The sequence below is a fragment of the Bacteroidota bacterium genome (assembly GCA_008933805.1).
Taxonomy (GTDB): domain Bacteria; phylum Bacteroidota; class Bacteroidia; order UBA8524; family UBA8524; genus SB11.
Window position 1 is genome coordinate 23,919 of sequence record WBUH01000006.1, and the last position, 18,712, is coordinate 42,630.

Genomic DNA, 18,712 nt, shown 5'->3' on the forward strand with positions numbered 1-18,712 from the left:
GTTATGGAAGTGCCCCGCTCTCGCAAATCTGTCGAATACTTGGTTCGGTAGGAACTTATGAGAGCAAATATCCTAAGTCTGTAGTTTATTATGAATTCTCACAAGTCGCTGCCACACAACCTACGCTACAGACTTGCGAGAGCGGGGGGAGCTTCCGAAGGATTTAGTATAGGTCCGTTCGGTCATTCTGAGTCTTTTAATGCAGATAGAGAGGTAAATTATTCTACGACAGATATTGTCTTTGGTCTTGGAGGAAAATCAATAGCACCATTAAATTATGGTAGGTCTGTAACTACTCCTACTTGGAGATTTATAAATTTAGAGGATTAATTATGAATAGGAAATTTTATTTACGTGCACTTATAATTTTTGCATGTTTAACCAGTGCTTGCGAGCGTCATGAAGAATATTGTTATTTGACTGAAGATGACGAAATAAGAAATTTAACACTTGAATTTAAGGGTGTTTTTTTGAAAAAATTTAAAGACAAAAACAATAGAGGTCTGTTGAGTATGGAAATACTAAATGGATCAAAGAAATTCATATTTACTCAATCATATTATTTAGATAGAGCTATTTATGAAGAAATTCAAAGCGGCGACTCTATATTTAAACACAGAGGGAGTATGAATATTCTCTTAAAGAAAAAGGACACACTAAAAGTTTATGAAAACTATTGCGATAAGTTTAGATACAAGTTTGTAAACGGCAGACTAGTTAATATTAAGACTGGAGATACATTGCGGGATAGGTGGTAGGGGTGGTGGGTCGTGTTCCAAATTATCACCTGCGCATAAAAAAGTTATGGAAGTCCCGAGAAATCGGGACTTTTTTGTTTAGCGAGCAGCTACAGCCACTTTCCTGTTCAAATACCTACTGAAAATGGTTACTCCCCATCACTAAAAGTGGAGGTAATATTACCCTCTGCTATTTTTATTAGCGTATCCACCCCAACAGGGCTGCCTTCCAGCGTCCATTCAAAGAGCATCCGCACAATACCGCCCGCAACCATCTGTGCCTTATAATTCAGTATTCTTTTTTGCTCCGTAGTTTTTGAATAATACTTTTTATTGTGCGTGATAATTTTATCGGCTATTATTTCGGTTAATAAGTTCCTCAAATCATAACCTATTTTTAACCCGTTCAATTCTTTTGCAATTGCGTAATATTCAACAAGGTGGTTAAACAAGTATTGCAAATTAATCCCGTAAATAAAACCTTCAGCATCACTCTTAAATTCCACCAAATGTTGCTGAAAATTAATATTGTACAAACAAAGCTCGTCTTTACTCTCATAATGGGCATAAAATGTACTCCTGCCCACGTTTGCCCTGTCGGTTATATCCTGCACCGTTATCGCTTCATACCCTTTCTCAACAATCAACTCTGAAAGCGCCTGTGCCAGCGCTCGCTTAGTCCTTATAATTCGTCTGTCATCCTTTCGTAGTTCTCCCATAATTCTGAACTTTTTTGCGGTTTTGTCCAATAACAGTCAAAGCCCCTTTCTGTGGCTTTTTTTAGAAAATACAGTCCCGATACTTTTGCAAAACAAATATCTGTATGTTTTTGAACAGGCGTTCAGCAATTATAATCAATCTATGAAAAAGTACATGAAAAACTCGCTGCTGGCAGCATTAGCACTCTTACTACTTACCATATTTCACCATGTGTATGGCGCACGAATTTTTGCAACACCGTGGCGCTTGCACATCATTACCCCATCGTTAATCACCTTGTCGGTAATAACACTGTTATACTACTTGTTTCTGCGCACCAAAAACAAAGTGTTCTTCACCTTGTACACCCTAAGCGTGGGAATAACCTTCGGAGTGCTTTTGGGCGGCTTTGAAGGCTTTTACAATCACTTAATCAAAAATCTGCTGTTTTTTTCAGGCACTGAAGAATCGACGATGGAAGTACTCTTCCCCCCTCCTGCCTATGAAATGCCCAGCGACTTCATTTTTGAATTTACAGGAATCATGCAGGCCATTCCGGGGGCCATTATCATTTACTCGCTTTGGAAGGCCGTTAAAATATTCCGTAAGAACACCAATGAGGTTGAACAAAACGGATAAGTATCTTTTCACAACCTGCCTCTGCTTGCTGAAAAGTGAACCGGAATTATGCACCGCTAAGACAAATAATGCGATAGCTAAATGAAACCAACAGGAATCAGCCGACTTTTAACGATTGTAAATGAAGCCTTTAAATTAGATAAAGCTATCACAAAACTCCAAAAAAGTAAATCCCTCAAAATGCTTATTTTTGCGGCATGGTAACAGCGCAAATGGCTGAGGAAACCCTTGCAGCATATAAGCAAGAGGTGATTAATGATTACAAAGTGGCTTTTCAAAGCCGTCAGGCCAGCTTAATTGGCCGGAAGGAAGTGCTAACAGGCAAGGCCAAGTTTGGCATCTTTGGCGACGGTAAGGAAGTAGCCCAACTGGCTATGGCCAAAGCCTTTAAGAAAGGTGATTTCCGTAGCGGTTACTACCGCGACCAAACGTTTATGTTTGCTTTGGGTATGAGTAATGTGCGCGAGTTTTTTGCGCAACTATATGCACACACCAGTGTTGAGGCTGAACCCTGCTCGGCAGGACGCAGTATGAACGGGCACTTTGGTACCCGTTTGTTAAACCCTGACGGAAGCTGGAAAAGCCAAACCGACCGCTATAATTCTTCTGCCGATATATCGCCAACGGGCGGGCAAATGCCCCGTTTGTTGGGCTTGGCAATGGCCTCAAAAGTATATCGCGAGAACAAAGAGTTACAATCGCATACTGATTTCTCTATCAACGGAAACGAAGTTGCCTTTGGTACAATTGGAAACGCCAGTACCAGTGAAGGTATGTTTTGGGAAGCCATCAACGCTGCTTGTGTAATGCAAGTACCGATGGCAATGTCTATTTGGGACGACCAGTACGGCATTTCGGTACCCGCCAAATATCAAACTGCCAAAGAAAACCTTAGCAGCATATTAAGCGGTTTCCAAACCGATGAACACGGCAAAGGCTTGCAGCTATTTACGGCCAAAGGATGGGATTATGCAGAACTGTGCCTAACCTACCAAAAAGCGGTGGCTGTTTGCCGCGAAGAACATACACCCGTTGTAATACACGTAACCGAAGTTACCCAACCGCAAGGGCACTCAACTTCAGGCTCTCACGAGCGCTACAAAAGCAAGGAGCGTTTGGAGTGGGAACAAGAGTTTGATTGTATCAAAAAGATGCGCGAGTGGATGGAAGCCAATGCTATTGCTACGGCTGAGGAACTTGACACGCTTGAAAACGACTGGAAAAAAGAAGTTAATGCTGAGAAAAAAGCAGCATGGGAAGCCTATTTAGGCGATATAAAAGCCGATGTGGCCGAAGCAGGGGTATTGCTTGACGACCTTGCTGCACAAAGCAGCAACGGTGCTGCCATTGCCGAAGTGGCCGCCAATCTTCGCGCAATTAGCGAGCCTATGCGCAAAGATGTAGGCGTGGCTTTAAATACTGCTCTTCGTCTTACTTTGCACGAAAACGGGCCTGCCCGCCAAGCCGTTGCAGAGCATAAAAAACAGTTTACTGCCGATAATTACGAACGTTACAGCACTTATTTGCACAGTGAATCGGAATGGAATGCGTTGAAGGTGCAAGAGGTGAAACCTATATACGGTGCCGATGCGAAGATGATGGACGGCCGCGAGGTTTTGCAAGCTTATTTTGACAGCGCCATCACCCGCGACCCCCGCGTATTTGCCTTTGGTGAAGACGTAGGAAAAATTGGTGATGTGAACCAAGGTTTTGCCGGATTGCAGGAAAAACATGGTGAAAACCGCGTGTTTGATACCGGTATCCGTGAGTGTACCATTATTGGGCAAGGTATTGGTGCAGCAATGCGCGGACTGCGTCCCATTGCTGAGATACAATACCTTGATTACCTATTGTACGCTATACAAATTATGAGCGACGACCTTGCTACCGTGCAGTGGCGTACCAAAGGCGGCCAAAAAGCCCCGCTTATTGTGCGTACACGCGGCCACAGGCTGGAAGGTATATGGCACAGCGGCTCGCCCATGGGTATGATTATTAACTCGCTGCGCGGAATGTATGTGTGCGTACCCCGCAATATGACACAAGCCGCAGGCATGTACAATACCTTGTTGCAAAGCGATGAACCCGGTTTGATAGTGGAATGTTTGAACGGTTACCGCTTGAAAGAGCAAATGCCTGATAACATTGCCGATATTACCGTGCCGTTGGGCGTGCCTGAAACCCTAATTGAGGGCGACGATGTAACGTTGGTTACTTATGGCTCTAGCACACGCATTGCGGAAGATGCCATTAAACAACTGAACGAAGTGGGCATTAGTGTAGAGCTGATTGACGTGCAAACCTTGTTGCCGTTTGATATTCACCATAAAATCATTGAATCGGTTAAGAAAACCAACCGTGTTGTTTTCTTGGACGAAGACGTACCCGGTGGTGCTTCGGCCTATATGTTCCAACAAGTAATGGAAGGCCAACAAGCCTTTAAGTGGTTGGATAGTGAGCCCCGCACCATTAGTGCACAGCCTCACCGTCCCGCTTACGGAACCGATGGTGATTATTTTAGCAAACCCGGTGCTGAAACCGTGTTTGAAGTAATTTATGAAATGATGCACGAGGTTGACCCCGGCAGCTATCCTAAGTTTGCTTGATACACCCCCCTTCGACAAACTCAGAGGAAGCTCAGGGCTTATCGAAGAAAACTATAAACAGTAAGGCTCAAAATAACTAAAAGTATTAGTTATTTTGAGCCTTACTTGCTTTATAAAATCTTGTATGAAAACCGTAAAACCTGTGGGCAATCTTTCACCAAAAGCAAACAGATTGCTTCAAAACTCAAAAGCAGTTTTTAGCAATGACGAATTAAGTAGTTTTATTTAGTTAAGCTTTCTGCGTTTCAATTCGCGCTCAATCAATGTCAATTCACGGCCTGCTTGTCCTGCTACCGATGAGTTTTCTTGTGCACGGCGGGTAAGGTATGGCAATACCGCTTTCACAGGACCATAGGGCACGTATTTAGCCACATTATACCCTGCATTAGAAAGGTTGAAGCTAATATGGTCGCTCATACCTAATAATTGCGAGAAATAGATACGCTCGTCGCTTGGAGCTATCTCGTTGGCTTCCATCAAACGGGCAAGGTAGTAGCAGCTCTCCTCGTTGTGAGTTCCTGCACAAATGCTCACACGGTCAATATGCTCCATGCAAATTTTCAGCGCAGCATTGTAATCTTTGTCCGCCGACTCTTTATCCGGCTGTATAGGTGATAAATACCCTTTTTCTTGGGCACGTTTGCGCTCTTTTTCCATATAAGCACCACGCACCAGTTTAAAACCTGCATGGCAATCGTGCCCAATGGCATTGGCAATACTGCGTTTCAAAAACTCCACACGATCGTGGCGGTATAGTTGCAGTGTGTTGTAAATTATTGCTCGCTCTTTGTTGTACTTGCACATTGCATCCATTGTCATACGGTCAATGGCTTCTTGTATCCACGTTTCCTCAGCATCTACCAGCAAGCGCACCCCTTTTTCGTAGGCATGGGCGCATATTTTATCAAATCGTGCCTCAACACGTTGTTTTTCTGCCACTTCGTCAGGTGTCAAAGGGCGGCTAAAGTTAAGTTTCTCCAACAAAGCAAAACGCCCTATGCCTGTAACCTTAAACACACTGAACGATATATTTTCAGACTCAGCAGCCTTGTCAATCGTTTTTATAATTTCAGTAGCCGTTTGGTCAAACACAGCTTCCTCTTCCGCCCCTTCTACCGAATAATCCAAAATAGTGCTCACGTGTTGCTTCCACAATTGGTCGCTGGCATGTTTGCATTCATCGATATTCTCACCGCCGCAAAACTGAGCAAAAATGGTATTTTTGATAAGGGGTTTTATGGGCAGCCTAAGTGCAAAAGCCGCACTAGTTAGTATCGGTCCGGCAGCAATCAGCCATTTAAAACCAAAAAACCTGAACAATAAATGAGCTTTTTTAAGCTCGGCATCACTTTTAAGCTTAAAAGCAATTTGGGTGTCATCAAATGAAAAGGGCAGGGTTTTTGTCTCTGGCGATGGGTGCGTACTCATATTAAAGGCTAACCGTTTTTATATAACGTTGTTTTTTTAAACTACAGCATTAAACACAACCCTGCAAAAGTAAATAACTGCTACATGCAAACAAACATCCTTCTTTTCCGCCTGCAATTAATTGGTATCCTGCTGGCAGTACTGCTTATAATCGATTTATACAGTTGGCGGGGCTTGCGGGCATTGCTAAAGAAAATGTCGCCCAAAAAAGTACGTGTAATAAAGTATGTTTTTTTTGGGTTGAGTGTAGTAGTACTACTGCAAGTGATTGCCGTTATGATGTTTCCCCAACTTGAGGAAATGCGCAGACTAAGAGCATTTTTCAGCACCTTTATGATTGCTGTAATTAGTGCAAAAGCCAGCTTCTTGTTGTTTGTGGTGATTGAAGACCTATTGCATACCGTACAATGGGTAATCCGCAAAATATGGGGCAAAAAACAACAATTAAAGCCCGCTCCGGTAACTGAAGAAAACACTGACGAGGCTCCCAAGGCTAAAACCATGAGCCGCGCCAAATTCATCTACCAATCGGGATTGGTGGTGGCGGCATCACCCATTTATTTTTTCTCGCGCGGGGCGATGAAAGACGCATACAATTACAAAGTACACCGTATAAAACTTCCCTCGGCCAACTTACCCGATGCGTTTGACGGGCTAAAAATCGTGCAGGTTTCTGATATCCACTCGGGCTCATTTTTTGATAAAGATGCAGTGTACAAGGGGGTGAAAATGATTGTGGACGAAAAACCGGATGTATTCTTTTTTACGGGCGACATGGTGAATGTGTTTGCCCGCGAAATGAACGACTACAAAGACATTTTCTCGCCGATTAAAGCCACCATGGGTAGTTATTCAACATTGGGCAACCACGATTACGGCGATTACGCTCCTACTTGGAAAAGCAAGGAGGAAAAAGCCCAAAACATGGAGCTTTTATACAGCCACCACAAAGATTTGGGATGGAACTTGCTTCGCAACGAACACGTGGTGCTTGACCATAAGGGACAAAAGTTGGGAGTAATTGGAGTAGAAAATTGGGGCAGCAAGGCACGTTTCCCTAAATACGGCGATTTGGACAAGGCTCGTGCCGGTATGCCTGATACACCATTTAAAATACTGTTATCGCACGACCCTTCCCATTGGGACAGCAAGGTGCGCCCTGAACACGGCGACATAGACCTTACGCTTTCAGGTCATACACACGGTATGCAGTTTGGTATTGAAAACAGTCTGATAAAATTTAGTCCTGTGCAATGGATGTACAAACAATGGGCAGGTTTATATACTGAAGGCAACCAACATTTGTACGTGAACAGGGGTTACGGCTTCTTGGGCTATCCCGGCCGCGTGGGCATTTTACCCGAAATTACAGTAATAGAGTTGGTAAAGGCTTAGTGCTGTATGCGGGTAGAGATACTGAAAAGAGTTTGGTAATACTTGCTTATCGCTTCATTAGTTTGGTAAATCGCCGTATATCTTTCGTTTGAATGTCTACAATATAAACCCCATCATTTATGGCACTAATATCATATCCTACTGCATTTTCGGCAGCCTGATAAGAATGTATTAGTTGCCCGGTTAAGTTGTAAATATTAATTACATCAATCGGTTCTTGAGATTGAATGTAAAAGAAGTTGGCCGTGGGATTGGGATAGATAGTAAAGTCAGAGTTTCCCAATGGCAGTTCTTTGGCACTTGTGAGTAAATTGTCCGTTTTAGCTAAAAAGAAACCTTCAGCATTTGTAATAGAGTCGTTTCCAAAAAGGGCATAATCGTATAAAATTCCTGCAATGAGTAAATTACCCTGTGGCAGTAGTTTCATTTCGCTAATATCCGCACCTTTTTCTCCGCTTGGTATCACGCTTAGGCCTGATAAACTTCCATCGTCACCAATACTTCCTAAAAAGATATTCGGAGTATTAACAGCATCTCTTTTTATGTAAGGATAGATGATTTGGTTCTCAACTCGTAAAGAAGTATAAAATATTCCACTAATTATGAGCCTTCCATCGGGTGTGAAACTAACATTTTTTATACCCCCCACACCTGAATAGCGAATGTTCTTTGCCGAAATAAAATCTCCATTTTCTCTAAGTTTTATTATCAAATAACCGTAATTATCAAACACAACAGAGTCAAACTTTATGGAGCCTCCATAATCTCCAAAGAGGTAAACATTATCATCAGCATCTTGCCCTACAGAAGTAAATCTCCCTGTGCCATTTAAGTTTATTGTGCTTTTTATCCATAGTGTGTTACCACTTCTATCAAACTTTACGATATACCCCAAGTTATTTCCGTTATTGTTGAATACAAGAGAGCCGCTTATTAAAGAATCGTAGTACCCGCCACATATATAGATGTTGCCTTTTCTTTCAACAACTATGCTGCTTACTACGCAGCCCACTTTTCTACTCCAACTGATGTTACCATTCTTGTCATATTTCGCTAAAAATCCGGCTGGGCTTTTTTGAAAGTTCAGATTTCTAAGTGTATCAGCCCCAAAAGAGATTTTATTCCCGTTAAAATGTCCTCCAATATATATACCCCCAAGGTGATCTACCTTAATCGTTTCCAGTAGTATTGACCCATCATAACTTTCGGCTGTAGCCCATAACAAGTCTCCGTTAGTATTATATTTTGCAATAAACAGGCCTTTACTGGCAAAGCCATTAGCAATGAGTGTTTTGGGTCCAAATTTTAAATACTTACCAAAAGTTCCCGCGATGTAAACATTTCCCGAAGAGTCTGTACAAAGGGCCTTTGTTTCACTGTGACTGTCCGAACTATCAGCTGCCCTGCCCCACAGTATATCACCATTGGGGCTGTATTTTGCCACGTATAAATGTGAAGTTCCGGAGTATGGTTTTTTCAACGTATCATTTCTCAATATTAATGCGCCATCAGAAAAGCACCCCCCCAGATAAATATTATCCGAAGCATCGGTATCCATTGTCGGGTATGCAAAGTTTGATGTTTGCACTTGTGTAGGAATTTCCTTAGCCCATGCCCATGTAAGAGGTTGAGCCTTTGCAAACGATGAAATACAACAGAAAAGAAAAAGGATTAGTAAGTTTCTCACAGGTCTTTAGTTAAACATCTATTACTAATGTTAATACGTTTATATCTTTAAGAGGGTTGGGGCTGTTTAGAGTATTTCTCTTTTATCTATAACGCGATGTAAGGAATATAGGGACAATTAAACTGAACTTGTTTTTAGGGCTAATAGCGTAATCCAGAAGTTATTAATGTGTAGGAATAATTCAAGATAACTCTTCTAATCCTATCCTGCCTGCTCTTTGCAGAAATTTTCTAGCAAAAACGATTTGATTTTAAACGAAAACACCGGAACAAAAACCGCAAGAAGTAAAACTCGTCTATCTTTAAACATCGACTGAGGGATACAAATGAATGTTTTGTATGCGTAGAAAGCACTTGGTAATCCTACTAGGAATATTATTAGCGGTAGTATAGGCGAAATATTCAAATGAATTTCACCAAAAGGTAAAAACAAACACCCAATAATTTGGAAAACAAACAAATAATTGTATTCATTAGACCCCACTACATTAACATAAATCAAGTAATGATAAAATAATCCAAAAGGTAATAGGAGATAATTAAAAATAGTAGGCTCTAAAAATTTAGATACTATAAAAATAATGCTAAATAACCAAACTCCTATATTGTTCTTAACAACCTTACAGAATATAAATTTCAAATCAACTCCCATTTATTTAAAGTGCCGTTTAGCCTAACTTCTCATTATTCTTGTGGCGTTCGCTGTCGCGGCGGGTTTTCTTTTCCATGTTTTTTGCAAATGCCTCGGTTAGGTTCACTCCTGTTTGATTGGCAAGGCAAATAAGCACCCACATCACATCGGCCATTTCATCGGCAAGGTCTTTATCCTTTTCGCTTTCTTTAAAGCTTTGCTCACCGTATTTGCGAGCCATGATGCGGGCCAGCTCGCCTACCTCTTCCATCAAAATGGCAGTATTGGTAAGCTCATTAAAATATCGCACTCCTGTGGTAGTAATCCATTGGTGCACCTGTTGCTGGGCTTCTTCAATTGTCATACAACAAAGGTATGAATTTATGCCTCGAAGGAATGAAACCATCGTTGGTGATGGAACATTAAACAATCTATCCATACTGGTCTTCCAAAACCTCAACCAGATTATCACTTAGCCCGACGTTCCCAAAATCTCACTACTCCAAAAGGGAAGGGAAATGGGTCCCGTCCAACATCCCGTCATTCCCAACTTGATTGGGAATGACAGGGTGCTTGCAGTGCATCAACTTTCACTTACCCTATTGTGGAGGGTAAGTGCCGGAGCATTGAGCCAATAAACAATCAGGTAAGGGTCTTTCAACAAGCTTAAGAAGCTTGGGGGGTATGTCCGTTTGGTTTGTATAGTACTATAAACCAACACTATGAAACCTTTTTTACTAACCGCAGCATTGCTGGGGGTAATTGCTGCGACTGCACAAAAAGACACTGCGCGCATGCAATTACTGCCCGAGCCCTCAAAGGCTGATTTTAGCATCAGCCCTGATTTTCCCACCCTTCGCATGAGCCTTTTTGACAGTCGCTGGTACAATATGCTGGGCGGTAACGTGCCTTTAGTTAGCTATAAAACCCCTTGGGGTGATGCCTGTGCAGCTACTTCGGGGTATATAGAGCTTCACGATGTGGCACAGCAACAGTTTATGTCGTGGCAGTTGTGGCGGGGTAATTTCGGCCTCGATGTGTATTTCCTGCCTACGTTTGAAAGCACCCGTCATAGTCTTCGGTTAGGTATTAGTGCCCACCACGAAAGCCAGCACGCTACTGATTTTGAATCCTTTTCGGCGTATTGTCTTAAACAACCCGATACTGCTTTCGATAATGGTTCGGCACGGTCGTTTGAATATTACGGATTGGAGGCTCGTGATGAATATACTACGCTAAACGAGGGTTTGATTTTTTATAACCGTGCGCAGTTGCGCTACTTTACTGAGCCGTTGCTATACAATGCCATCCGCCAGCAAACATGGGCTTTTGCGCTTGAGTGCGGCATACGTTTTAGGGTTGCTGAAGAGGACGGGGTTTGGATTTACGCACAAGGGTTTTATGAAGCTATTTATAACAATTTTGTAGGTAAAAACAGCCTGTATAAAAGTAATAGAAATAAAGAACCCTTTAAATACCTGATGTGTGAAGCGGGTTTGTGGTTACGTCCCAAGGACAATGCCCGCAGTTTTAATTTTTTTATTAAATGGGGCACGTTTAACGGGCGAGGACTTGATTTTACCCAACAATACACGGGCACCGGCTTGGGAATACGGTTTACTATGTGAGGGGTGTTTATTATTTTTAACTTCATGAGTAGCTGGCTACTCATGAGGTTAAAATAAAACCTAATATTTTATCGCTTTTGAAATACCAAGCACCACGCCTTTATCTGATTTGAAAGTAAACAATATTAATCCGCTTGGAATGCCATCAAGAGAAATTTGAGTAAGATTATCCGATAACTGGACTTGTTTTAAGAGCACCCCGCCACTGCTATAAATTTCTAACAGGGCATTAGGGTAATCATTCTCAATAGTTATAACGTTTGACCTAATTGGATTTGGATATGTATTAATGCCTTTTACAGGGTCGTAAAGTCTATCATTTCCAAGATTTATTATGCTAATGGTATCAGAGAATGATTCACACATATTATTTGAAACAATCACTTGGTAAAGACCATTACTTGTTGCTGAATAAAAGCTATCGGTTGCACCGTTAATTCTATTACCATCTAAAACCCATTGGTTGTTTTTGTTTGAACTACTGAAAAGTGTAAAACTTAGTCTTTGAATAGTTGGTTTTGCAGGGTATTGATATACATTAATTTGCTGAGGTTGAGTAGAAGTATCGCACCCTTCTGGTGTTTTAACAACTAACGAGTAGACTCCGCTTTGCCTAACAAAAATCCTAGAAGAGGATTCTTGTAATAACGTAGTATCCTTATACCAAAGGAACGAAACATTTGGGCTGGCTGTTGCAATAATTTCAGTGCTGTCGTCCTCACAAAAGGCTGTATCAGAAGCAACAAAAGAAGCGGTCGGGTTCAAAAAAACTTTTACAGGCTTAATAGAGGAGTCCTTACACTGATGAATAGTGTTTACTAGTAATTTAACCGTATAATTTCCGGAAGTATTAAATCTTTTACTTGTTCTTACCCCTGCATCATTACTCCCGTCACTAAAACCCCATAGCCTGCTTGTGCTATCAACATGGGAAACTGTATCGGTAAAAATAAAATTGTTCTTATTGACACACTGTTCTTCTTTATTTATTGAAAATGAAGCCGATGGTGAGTTAAAAACATACACACTATCATACGCAGTGTCTGAACAATATACTCTTCTTGCAATAAGGCCTATATGGTACTTACCCTCCTTTGTATAGCTTTTAGAATATAATGCTAAAGTATCCGTTACCATTGAGTCCCCTGTAAGCCATAACCTTGAATACAAACTGTCTTGACTATCAGAAGAGTCGCTAAACAGAAAAAGATTATTGTTAAAACATTGGGTAGGAGTGTTATTGTTTATTGTTGCTGTCGGCGATTTTCCGAAATGAAATTGTCTTTCAAGTGAATCTTTGCAGCCATCAACAGAAACTACCAGCTGTATTTTAGTGCTCCCTTCTGTTAAATACGACTTTGCAGCATTCAAGGAGGTTGCTGTTGTTCCATCTGAAAACTTCCACAAACGGGATACAGAACCAACAGCATTTTTTATTTTAGAAGTATCTGATAATGTAACATTGTATGGTGTTTCGCAAAATAAAGTATCGTTTGCAGTAAAGCCTACTCCAAGCGTTACATTAGATATTCTTAATAACTGTCCATTATCATCGGCTATTAAGGCAGGATTACTACTTCGTACGCGAACTCTGTACTTGTTTCCGGCAGGTAGATTTGATGGCAATTTTGCAACTATACTGCCACTCCTATTCTGATATGCACTACCAATAATTACCGGGTTAGAGAAACAACCATCAGCGTCACTTAGCTCAACTGTGAAAACATTACCACCGTTAGCTCCATATCTAATACTGTATGGAACGGTTATAGATGTACCGGGACAGTTTAACGTTGTTGAAACATTATTTGTTTCTAATTTATTTTTGATATTAATCCTAAAAAAATTTTTATAGGTGTAATATGGATTAAATGTTGCTACGCCGCTTGTATAAACCTTATCGTCGCTAACAAAAACACTGGCCATATCGTAATCGGGATGAAACTTCATTGGCTCCCATCCCGATAAAACTTTCCCTAGCCCGGTATCAACTGCCGCAAATCCTTTATACGTTTCTCCGCCAACAAAAACCTGAAGCCCAGCGATAAAGATAATACCTTCATATCCGTCAATACCGCGAACTAAAGCAGTTGTATTGGGATTCCAGCTTTTCAAGGCTCCTGTTTTGGTATCAAAGGCCGCAACGTTATTCCTTGTTTGCCCATTAATTGTATTAAATAAGCCACCTACGTATAACACTTCATTATGTATTTTAAGGCATTGTACTGTAGCACTTGAACTCATATTTGCATTCCAGCCGGTAAGTGCTTTTGTGTTCAGATTTAAAGCGGCTATACAATTACGAGTTTGGCCGGCAACTGTTGTAAAACGACCTCCGACATATAATGTGTTATTAAAAGAGGTTATAGCATTAATATAGTTGGAGAAAGATACGTTAAAGGAAGTGAGGCTACCCGAAGATAGATTTAACTCAGCCAAGCTTTTTCTGGAAATACCATTAATAGTAGTAAACCCACCACCCATAAAAAGAGAGTTTCCAATTTTATGCAGAGATGTTACAGTACCATCAAATAAAAGATTCAGACTTTCTAGTTTACCACTGTTAAAATTTAGTGACGCAAAGCAGGTGCGTTTTTCGCCTGCAACTGTATCAAATGAACCTGAAATGTATAAGAAACTGTCATTAACTGCAATTGACGATAATCCATATTTATTTATATATGGACGTAGAGGTAGAACCGCACCCGTTTTAGTGTTAATTGCGGCAAGTTTAGTTCTTTTATACCCGCCAATAGCGGTGAAAAGCCCCCCAACATACACACCCTTTTTACTATCGGCAACAGTAAATGCCTTGTCTAGTACATCTGTCCCCCAATCGACTATTGCGTTTGTTTTAATATTAATAGCTGCCAGATAATTCTTTGTATTACCATTTACTTTATTGAAACTACCGGCAAAGTAAAGAGTGTCTCCATGCATTGCTATTTCTGATACAATATCATTAATGAGAGGTGGAGAAAAATTTGTTACTGCTGTGGTATTAATATTAATTGAAGCAATACTTCTTCTGCTTACACCCCCTACAAAACCGAACTTTCCGCATAGAAATAATGTATCTCCTACACCAAGCATATTATAAACAGTACCTGAAACTTGGGGATTCCATGAAGTTAACAAAGTTTTGGATGGAATATCAAAAGCTTTTAGCTTACCGGCATACTCTGCTACTATTAATTTGTCCTTGTTAACATAGAAAGTAGTAATCGAGCTTGAAAGCACCTCGGTCCAACCGGTTTCTTTTCCTGTAGAAATATCTACTTCGGTAAAGACATCGGAAGTACCGCCAGAAAAACCCTTTAACAGATATGCTCTATTTCCACTAAGCTCTATCTGGCTTTTAACATTTAACGGATGCCAATCTAAGAGCTTGTTTTGTTTTAAATCAACCGAATAGGCACTATTTCTCGGAGCACCGCCAACAGTAGTAAAACTACCGCCAATAGCAATTTTGCCGTTACCAACAATAACTTTGTAAACCCATGGAAAATCAGCTCCATATTCATGAGCTGTAATATTCTTAGAGAAAAAATCGTATTGTGCTGTATAGGCATTTACGGATGCGACGCATCTCACTTTATTACTTCCTACACTATCAAAAAATCCACCGATGATTAATGAGCTATCAACGAATGACATAGAAGAAACCGCTGCGTTATGACTTAAATTAGCATTCCATGGTAATAAAGCATAGGTTGTCGGGTCAAAAACTGCAATGCCGTTTCTTATAGTGTTGAAGTTTGACCTAAGAAATTTTCCGCACACATAAATCTTATTATCCTTTACTGCAATATCATATACATCGTCGCTCAGTCCTAAAATAGCTACTCTATCCAGCATACCTGTGCTTAGGTCATAGCTTACTAAACGGTTAAAGTTGGTTGCGTAAACATATCTGAAAGCACCCCCAACATATAACATATTATTCCAAACACATAAGGCATGAATGCTTTCTATCGGATCTGGAGTCCATGATGTTGCTGAACCGTTTGACAAACTAACTTGCGCCAAATATTTTCTATTTTGTCCTCCTATGGCAGTAAAGCCTCCTGCAACAATAGCGGTGTTGTTGTAAAATGCAATTTGATTCACCGGAGCATTAGGGGCAGGATTCCACGATTTTAATAATCCTGTGTTTAAATCAACCGCTACTAAGTATTTTCTGCTCTGTCCAAAAACTTTGCTAAACCAGCCACAGATGTATGCTGTATTATTATGAATTTTAACAATATTTACTCCCGAATCTAATTGAGGGTCCCATGCTAATAAGTTCCCTTCACAGTCAAGTCGGGCAATGTATTTTTGCTCCTTTTCGCCCACCTTAGTAAATGAGCCAACTACAAACCAACCCCCATCAGGTTCAGGATATATATCATAAACTGGCCCATTAAATGTTGGCACATTTGCACTAATTTTCTTCGTTTGAGCATCAAAAAGAGCAAACCTATTTTGCTGGTACTGCCCTACTATAGAGAAATTTCCTGCAACATAAAGAGTATCATTTCTAAGCGCAAAATCGGATATACTTCCATTTGTGCCATAGTTACTTAATAGCGATGTTACCTTTCCGGAACTATCAATGTGAGCGACATTATTTCTAACTGAATCCCCAACTTTGCTGAAAGATCCGCCTATAAAAAAGCCATCGTTTCCATCAGAAATAACTTTTGATACTGCTCCGTTTGGCTTGGGCCATGTTCCGTTTACTCCGGCATTATTATGAGCGACTAATCCGCCAAAAGTACTGCTACTATCACCCCCATACACCTTTGAAAAATTTCCTCCAATAAAAAGAGTATCTCCCTTTTTTGCATATGTTGAAATCGTCCCGTCAGTTTGAGTAAAATCAAGATCAACCGTTTGTGATTTTAAACTATTGCTAACTAAAGATATAAGAAAAACAAAAGGTAATAGGTATTTATTCATGTGTAATTTAAACCCGCAAATTAGCTAAATTCTTAAAAAGACTTTTCGTTTATCGATGAACGAACAGCATATGATGTGTTAAAGGATTGCCCAATTTTTCTAAACAATTAATGCCTGTTTTAATTGATACAAATAATAGCCATCTCTTAATAACGTAGGGTTTATATACCCGACGATGGGTACAGTTTAACTCACCCCAAAGTGTTAGAAAGACAATAATTACCCAACTTTTCCCTCTCTACATTTTAGAGAGGGCCGACTATTGGCTTTGGTCAGAGTGCTGGTACTCGAGGGGAGTTAAAACACGGCACTTAACTTCTCCAAAAACCCCCTTGTGTTTTTTACCTCCTCATTTTTAAAACGTACAATAGTCAATCCCATTTCGGCAATTATTTTATCGCGGTGTTTATCATAATCTTTTTGAAAGTCATGGATAGTGCCATCTAACTCTATCACTAACTTTTTATCCGCACAATAAAAGTCAGCAATGAAAAACAATTTACGGGTATCATAATTTCCGTATATGATAGGGTATTGTCTCAAAAACTTTAGCCCCATAAATTTACGGTTGCGCAATAATTCCCAAACAATCTTTTCGGAAGGGGTGCTACGCTTTCTTAAATCCCGACAAAACTCTTTAATAGATTTCGCTTGCTATCCATTGTGTTAATTGATAGCGTTAATTCTTTTAACTCACCCCAAAGTAAAAGTTAGCAAGACTCACCCAACATTCACCCTCTCTAAATTTTAGAGAGGGCCGACTATTGACTTTGGTTAGAGTGCTGGTATTCGAGGGTGAGTTAAAACAAGGATTAATATTTGGCAAAGATTTAGTTTCCCGTTTCAGTATTATTAAATGTTGTATTACCAGACACGGTAGTGAAGTCATCTGTTTGGGATTTATTACCGTCGTAAATTATTGATACACCTTTTTCAGAGATGATTCCACTGTGTTTTTTTGGAATATCTTTTATAAGAAAATACTCTTCTTCGCGCTTTGTTACTTTAACATTCTTAATATCTTTTTTCAATTTATGTACTGCCTTTTCAAATTCTTCAAAAAAACATTCTAATACTAATATTATTTTACCGTCTCTCTCATTTAAATGATCTTTTTGAGAAGCATTACTTATCTGCATAGATGTTAAGTAAAACTTGTCACCGGGTCGATATTGATGAATTAAAGGGCAACGTAAATCGGCGTATAATAATTTATTATTTGTTTTATACCAGTTTTTATTAAAATATTTCAATCCATTTTTAAATCTTATTTCAGACATTCTTTCTTGACTGAAATTCTCCGTATCTTTAAAGCTCCCTAAAAATTCTATCCCAATAACCAATACAATAAAAGCCACAAAATCGTTATTGCTTTCTAATAGTCCTTTAATATCTGTAATAATTGTATCAAGATGTTCAGGGGAAATTGTGATAGAGGTGGTTTTACTTTTCATAGTAAAAATTAATTATCAAAGATAAATGTTAAAAACAATTTCTGATATACAACCAAAAAGTACAATCAACTATTTTTAACTCACCCCAAAGTAAAAGTTAGCAACCATTCCCCAACTTCCCCCTCTCTAAAATTTAGAGAGGGGCGACTGTAGGGCTAGGTTAGCGTACCGATAATCGAGGGTGAGTTAAACAAATCTCCAAATCAAAAATCTCAAATTCCCAATCCCCCAAATCCCTACCTTTGCTTCATTATGCAGTTTCCGTCGCAAACACTTGAGCAGTTGGTGAACCAGTTTGCAAAATTCCCCGGCATTGGCAAAAAAACAGCCCTGCGCATGGCGTTGTTTATGCTGAAGCAACCCGATAACGAGGTGCGGGAGATGGGCGAGGTAATCTCTACCCTGAAAGAAAATATTAAATACTGCCAAGAGTGCGGCAATGTGAGCGATAACGACATTTGCGAAATATGCGCCGACCACCGTCGCGATCATACAACCCTTTGTATTGTAGAAGACCTTCGCGACGTGATAGCCATTGAAAACACAGGCCAGTACACAGGCATCTACCACGTGCTGGGCGGCATGATTGCCCCCGCTGACGGTATTGGTCCCGACGACCTAAACATGAATAGCCTGCCCGAACGTATTGCCAAAAACGACGTCAAAGAGATAGTGATGGCACTTAATGCAACCGTTGAAGGCGATACCACCGTGTTTTATCTAAGTAAAAAACTAAAAGGCACGGGTGTAAACATCAGTACGCTTTCCAAAGGCATTGCCGTGGGCGGCGAACTGGAATATGCCGATGAGATTACACTCGGTCGCTCTATACTTAACCGTGTGCCTTACCAAATTTAGTATCTTG

Annotated in this window: 14 protein-coding genes; 6 read left to right on the plus strand and 8 right to left on the minus strand. The window is 40.3% G+C overall.

What is annotated here, in order from left to right:
• Positions 1 to 332: 332 nt before the first annotated feature.
• Positions 333 to 758, plus strand: a complete 426-nt coding sequence (locus F9K23_07525; GenBank protein KAB2916446.1) for a hypothetical protein — start codon at positions 333 to 335, stop codon at positions 756 to 758.
• Between the two features lie 128 nt (positions 759 to 886).
• Here F9K23_07525 and F9K23_07530 read toward each other — a convergent pair whose 3' ends face one another.
• Complete coding sequence (locus F9K23_07530) at positions 887 to 1,456, minus strand: TetR/AcrR family transcriptional regulator (protein KAB2916447.1); 570 nt, start codon at positions 1,454 to 1,456, stop codon at positions 887 to 889.
• A 142-nt stretch (positions 1,457 to 1,598) separates the two neighbouring features.
• Here F9K23_07530 and F9K23_07535 point away from each other — a divergent pair, with 142 nt between their 5' ends.
• Together F9K23_07535 and F9K23_07540 are read left to right on the plus strand one after the other, a co-directional pair.
• Complete coding sequence (locus F9K23_07535; protein ID KAB2916448.1) at positions 1,599 to 2,075, plus strand: hypothetical protein; 477 nt, start codon at positions 1,599 to 1,601, stop codon at positions 2,073 to 2,075.
• 197 nt (positions 2,076 to 2,272) lie between these two features.
• Positions 2,273 to 4,681 carry a transketolase gene (locus F9K23_07540; GenBank protein KAB2916449.1) on the plus strand — a complete coding sequence of 803 codons (2,409 nt, stop codon included), beginning with the start codon at positions 2,273 to 2,275 and terminating at the stop codon, positions 4,679 to 4,681.
• 225 nt (positions 4,682 to 4,906) lie between these two features.
• Here F9K23_07540 and F9K23_07545 read toward each other — a convergent pair whose 3' ends face one another.
• Complete coding sequence (locus tag F9K23_07545; GenBank protein KAB2916450.1) at positions 4,907 to 6,109, minus strand: proline dehydrogenase; 1,203 nt, start codon at positions 6,107 to 6,109, stop codon at positions 4,907 to 4,909.
• Between the two features lie 84 nt (positions 6,110 to 6,193).
• On the opposite strand from F9K23_07545, the gene F9K23_07550 reads away from it, so the two are divergent.
• Positions 6,194 to 7,504, plus strand: a complete 1,311-nt coding sequence (locus F9K23_07550) for a metallophosphoesterase (protein ID KAB2916451.1) — start codon at positions 6,194 to 6,196, stop codon at positions 7,502 to 7,504.
• 46 nt (positions 7,505 to 7,550) lie between these two features.
• Here F9K23_07550 and F9K23_07555 read toward each other — a convergent pair whose 3' ends face one another.
• The 3 genes from F9K23_07555 to F9K23_07565 all read right to left on the minus strand — a co-directional run bounded on the left by F9K23_07555 (position 7,551) and on the right by F9K23_07565 (position 10,185).
• On the minus strand, positions 7,551 to 9,062 hold the full coding sequence (locus tag F9K23_07555) for a T9SS type A sorting domain-containing protein (protein ID KAB2916452.1): 1,512 nt from the start codon (positions 9,060 to 9,062) through the stop codon (positions 7,551 to 7,553).
• Between the two features lie 330 nt (positions 9,063 to 9,392).
• Positions 9,393 to 9,842 (minus strand): hypothetical protein, encoded by a 450-nt coding sequence (locus F9K23_07560; protein ID KAB2916453.1) that lies wholly within the window; start codon positions 9,840 to 9,842, stop codon positions 9,393 to 9,395.
• Positions 9,843 to 9,858: 16 nt separating this feature from the next.
• The gene (locus F9K23_07565) at positions 9,859 to 10,185 is read right to left on the minus strand and encodes a nucleotide pyrophosphohydrolase (protein ID KAB2916608.1); all 327 of its coding nucleotides are present in this window, start codon (positions 10,183 to 10,185) and stop codon (positions 9,859 to 9,861) included.
• A 358-nt stretch (positions 10,186 to 10,543) separates the two neighbouring features.
• Here F9K23_07565 and F9K23_07570 point away from each other — a divergent pair, with 358 nt between their 5' ends.
• Entirely contained in the window at positions 10,544 to 11,449 is a 906-nt protein-coding gene (locus tag F9K23_07570; GenBank protein KAB2916454.1) for a hypothetical protein, read from the plus strand.
• A gap of 60 nt (positions 11,450 to 11,509) precedes the next feature.
• On the opposite strand, the gene F9K23_07575 is transcribed toward F9K23_07570, so the two are convergent.
• The 3 genes from F9K23_07575 to F9K23_07585 all read right to left on the minus strand — a co-directional run bounded on the left by F9K23_07575 (position 11,510) and on the right by F9K23_07585 (position 17,847).
• On the minus strand, positions 11,510 to 16,393 hold the full coding sequence (locus F9K23_07575) for a PQQ-binding-like beta-propeller repeat protein (GenBank protein KAB2916455.1): 4,884 nt from the start codon (positions 16,391 to 16,393) through the stop codon (positions 11,510 to 11,512).
• 297 nt (positions 16,394 to 16,690) lie between these two features.
• Positions 16,691 to 17,035: an endonuclease domain-containing protein gene (locus F9K23_07580; GenBank protein ID KAB2916456.1), complete on the minus strand. Its 345-nt coding sequence runs from the start codon at positions 17,033 to 17,035 to the stop codon at positions 16,691 to 16,693.
• 188 nt (positions 17,036 to 17,223) lie between these two features.
• Positions 17,224 to 17,847 (minus strand): hypothetical protein, encoded by a 624-nt coding sequence (locus F9K23_07585; GenBank protein ID KAB2916457.1) that lies wholly within the window; start codon positions 17,845 to 17,847, stop codon positions 17,224 to 17,226.
• A gap of 252 nt (positions 17,848 to 18,099) precedes the next feature.
• Here F9K23_07585 and recR point away from each other — a divergent pair, with 252 nt between their 5' ends.
• Positions 18,100 to 18,705 carry a recombination protein RecR gene (recR, locus tag F9K23_07590; protein KAB2916458.1) on the plus strand — a complete coding sequence of 202 codons (606 nt, stop codon included), beginning with the start codon at positions 18,100 to 18,102 and terminating at the stop codon, positions 18,703 to 18,705.
• Positions 18,706 to 18,712 lie beyond the last annotated feature (7 nt).